The sequence below is a fragment of the Acinetobacter sp. YH16031 genome, assembly GCF_013417335.1.
Lineage (GTDB): Bacteria > Pseudomonadota > Gammaproteobacteria > Pseudomonadales > Moraxellaceae > Acinetobacter.
On record NZ_VPED01000146.1, the window covers coordinates 1 to 1,570 of the forward strand.

1 protein-coding gene and 1 pseudogene are annotated in these 1,570 nt (G+C 56.9%); both read right to left on the minus strand.

The genetic code is table 11. The features are described from left to right. Positions 1–82: pseudogene (locus tag FTV31_RS17480) on the minus strand (LysR family transcriptional regulator); the annotation flags it as partial. Positions 83–109: 27 nt separating this feature from the next. Then, positions 110–1,324 (minus strand): chloramphenicol/florfenicol efflux MFS transporter FloR, encoded by a 1,215-nt coding sequence (gene floR / locus FTV31_RS16715; RefSeq protein WP_000214122.1) that lies wholly within the window; start codon positions 1,322–1,324, stop codon positions 110–112. Between the last annotated feature and the right edge of the window lie 246 nt (positions 1,325–1,570).

Genomic DNA, 1,570 nt, shown 5'->3' on the forward strand with positions numbered 1-1,570 from the left:
TGAACTGAACAAGGGAAATGAGCGGTATCCTGCCAGACAGGATACCGACATTCACGAGGTTTCGATGGTTAGTGCGCCGCATCGGAGCGGGCCTGCTACCAGTCGTCGGTTAGACGACTGGCGACTTCTCGGTGGCAGCCCCACGGAGCCGAAGGAGCACCAGCCCCAACGAAACCAGTACCGCCATCGCCGTGGCGTAACAGATCACGGGCCACGCTGTGTCACCGTTTAAAAGTGCCACCGCCAATGTCCCGACAATGCTGACTATCAGGCTTTGAACGCAGAAGTAGAACGCGACCGCTGATCCCGCGATGTCGTCGAACTCTGCCAAAGCGCCGTTCGCGGTAACGGACACCGTGAAGACAATACCGACCGCGACAACCCACATCGGTAGGATGAAGGTGAGGAATGACGGCGAGCCGTAAAGTTCGCCGATCCCCAACAGGACCGCTCCGCAAACAAGCAACGCCATCCCACGCGCCACGCATCCTGCGATGCCCCATCTGGCGACAAAGGACTTCGCGAAACGGGTTGTCACGATCATTACAAGCGCGACAGTGGCGAAGGCAAAGCTGAATCCGATCTCGGAATATTCCGCTTGGCCTATGAGCACACGGGGAGCCGTCGAGAAGAAGACGAAGTAGGTGCCCATACCGGCGCTAAAGCCGACAGTGTAAACCCAAAAAGCCGGACTCGCGAAGATCGGCAAGACAGATCGGCGCGTCTTGACTTGATCCAGAGGGCGGGTTTCGTGCCACCTGAAACCCGCATTTAGGAGTGCGAGCATCGCCAGTATAGCCAAAGTAATGAATATCGCCTGCCATCCCAAGAACTCGCCGATCAATACTCCGGCGATAGGGCCGAGCGCAGGCACGAACGCCAGCATCGAACTGAAAAGGCCGTAGATGACGACACCCTCAGGACGGTTGGCATAAACGTCGCGAACCGTCGCGAACGTCGCCACCAGCATGGCCGACGCGCCCACTGCTTGAAGTAGACGGAAAGCGACAAAGGCCGGTGCAGTTGAAGACCAAGCTGCTCCCAGAGACGCAATGACGAAAGCCGTTGCGCCCGCAAGTAGAATTGGCCGTCGCCCGATTCTGTCTGAGAGCGGACCAAAAATCACCTGGCCCACGCCGAGCATCACCATATAGAGGCTCAACGTGAGTTGGATCATAGCGGGCGTCGTGTTCAGGATGCCGGGCATCGCTGGAACGACAGGGAGATAAATATCCATCGCCAGTGAAGCGAGGATGTCGAAAGGAGCCATCAGCAGCAGTGCTGCCGGCAGCGTATAGGCCCACGCGGGGCGTGTGGTGGTCATGACGAATCAACCCTCGATTAAGGAATACCGGGCGACGTCTGCTCGTCAGCAATCAGATGAGACTAGCCTTACAGAGCGCCGCAACAACAATACTGGTTGTTGCGGCTTACTTGTCTGCTGACTTGGAATTTCCCATCTGATTACTCCACGCTTACGAATATGAATTGCTACATTTTATCCGATTATCTTTTGCTTCGCAATGCGGCATGGGCGCACTCAGCGTTCCAGCCCCCTCTGCCGCCCTAA

Coding starts and splice junctions, on each gene's coding strand:
- floR (WP_000214122.1), bottom strand. CDS start 1,324: ATGACCACCACACGCCCCGCGTGGGCCTATACGCTGCCGGCAGCACTG.